The organism is Pseudomonas sp. R62, assembly GCF_000257605.1.
GTDB lineage: Bacteria > Pseudomonadota > Gammaproteobacteria > Pseudomonadales > Pseudomonadaceae > Aquipseudomonas > Aquipseudomonas atacamensis.
In genome coordinates this window covers 29633-32005 of the sequence record NZ_JH635998.1, presented here as the reverse complement: position 1 = coordinate 32005, position 2373 = coordinate 29633, and the positions used below count along the sequence as shown (strand labels likewise).

Sequence of the window (2373 nt, the reverse complement as noted above, 5' to 3'; positions counted from 1 at the left end):
GTCGCCGGGCAAGGCGAAGCGCAACAGGCTGAACTGCGCGAAGCGCTCAAGTCGCACCTCAAGGCGCAACTGCCGGACTACATGGTGCCGACCCAGCTGATGCTGCTGGCAAGCATGCCGCTGACCGCCAACGGCAAACTCGACCGCCGCGCCTTGCCGGCGCCCGATCCCGAGTTGAATCGTCAGGACTATGTTGCGCCAAGCAATGAGCTGGAGCAGACCCTGGCGCAGATCTGGTGCGATGTGCTCAACGTCAGGCAGGTCGGCCTCAACGATACTTCTTCGAACTCGGCGGCGACTCGATTCTGTCGATTCAAGTGGTCAGCCGCGCGCGTCAGCAGGGCATTCACTTCAGCCCGCGCGACCTGTTCCAGCACCAGACCGTGCAGACGCTCGCCGCCGTTGCCAGTCGCACCCAGCAAGTGACTGCCGAGCAGGGCCTGGTGGTCGGCGAGTCGCGCCTGACGCCGATTCAGCACTGGTTCTTCGATACGGACATTCCCCAGCGCCAGCACTGGAATCAGGCGCTGTTGCTGGAACCGACTGTGCGCCTTGAGCCGCAACGATTGCAGCAAGCCTTGCTGGCGGTGATCGAGCAGCACGATGCGCTGCGTCTGCGTTTCACTGAAACCGATGATGCATGGCAAGCGACGCATCAAGCGCTGACGAATGAGGATGTGCTCTGGCAAGTCAGCGTCGATTCGCTGGATCGGTGCGAATCTCTGTTCGCCGACGCGCAACGCAGTCTGCATCTGCGCAACGGCCCGTTACTGCGCGCGGTGCTGGTCGATGTTGCGGATGTTCAGCAACGCCTGTTCATCGCCATCCACCACTTGGTCGTCGACGGCGTTTCCTGGCGCGTGCTGCTGGATGATCTGCAAACCGCCTATCGGCAACTCGACGCTGCGCAGCCGCTGAAACTGCCGGCGAAAACCAGCGCCTTCAAGGACTGGGCCGCGCGTTTGCAGGCTTACGCCGGCAGCGAATCGCTGCGTGAGGAATTGGGTTGGTGGCAAGCGCAACTGGCCGGGCCGAGCGCTGATCTGCCTTGCGAAAACCCGCAGGGCGGCAGGCAGAATCGCCATGCGCAAACCGTCAGCGTACACCTCGATGCCGAACGTACCCGACAGTTGCTGCAACAGGCACCGAGCGCTTATCGCACTCAGGTCAACGACCTGCTGCTGACCGCGCTGGCCCGTGTGCTGTGCCGCTGGAGCGGCCAGCCCTCGGCACTGATTCAACTGGAAGGACACGGTCGCGAAACCCTGTTCGACGAGATTGATCTGACCCGCACCGTCGGTTGGTTCACCAGCGCTTATCCGCTGCGCCTGACCCCGCACAATATCGAAGAGGCCGCCGGGCAGGGCGCTTCGATCAAGGCGATCAAAGAACAACTGCGCGCCGTGCCGCACAAAGGTCTCGGTTATGGCGTGTTGCGGTATCTGGCCGATGACGGCTGCCGGCAGAGCATGGCGGCGCTGCCACAGGCGCCGATCACTTTCAATTACCTCGGCCAGTTCGACCAGAGCTTCGGCAGCGATGCGCTGTTCCGTCCTCTCGATGAGCCAATCGGTGCTGCCCACGATCCGCAGGCGCCGTTGCCCAACGAGCTGAGTGTCGACAGTCAGGTTTACGGTGGAGAACTGCTGCTGCGCTGGACTTTCAGTGCCGAGCGTTACGGGGCGCAAACCATTAACGATCTGGCCGCCGCCTACCTCGGTGAGTTGCAAAGCCTGATCGCCCATTGTCTGCAAGACGAAGCCGGCGGCCTGACGCCATCGGACTTCCCGCTGGCGAAACTGACTCAGGCGCAACTCGATGCCTTGCCGGTGCCGGCCGCGCACATCGAAGATGTCTACCCGCTGACGCCAATGCAGGAAGGCATGTTGCTGCACACCTTGCTCGAGCCGGGCACCGGGCTGTACTACATGCAGGATCGATATCGCATCAACAGCGAGCTCGACCCCGAGCGTTTCGCCCAGGCCTGGCAAGCGGTGGTCGCTCGTCATGAAGCATTGCGCGCTTCGTTCTGCTGGAACGTTGGCGAAGACATGCTGCAAGTGATTCACACGCCGGGGCGTACGCCGATCGAGTATCTGGACTGGAGCACCGTCGCCGAAACCGAGCAGGAACCACAGCTGCAAGCGCTGCTGAAAAGCGAGCGCGAAGCCGGGTTCGATCTGCTCAATCAGGCGCCGTTTCACCTGCGCCTGATCAAGGTCGGCGCGGCGCGCTACTGGTTCATGATGAGCAACCACCACATCCTCATCGACGCCTGGTGCCGTTCGCTGCTGATGAACGACTTCTTCGAGATCTACACCGCCCTCGGTGAAGGTCGTGAAGCGCAGTTGAGCGTGCCGCCGCGTTATCGCG

The 2373-nt window shown here is 62.4% G+C and carries 1 pseudogene; it reads left to right on the top strand.

Annotation, left to right across the window (positions count from 1 at the left end):
- A pseudogene (locus OQK_RS01655) lies at positions 1-2373 on the top strand (condensation domain-containing protein); the annotation flags it as partial.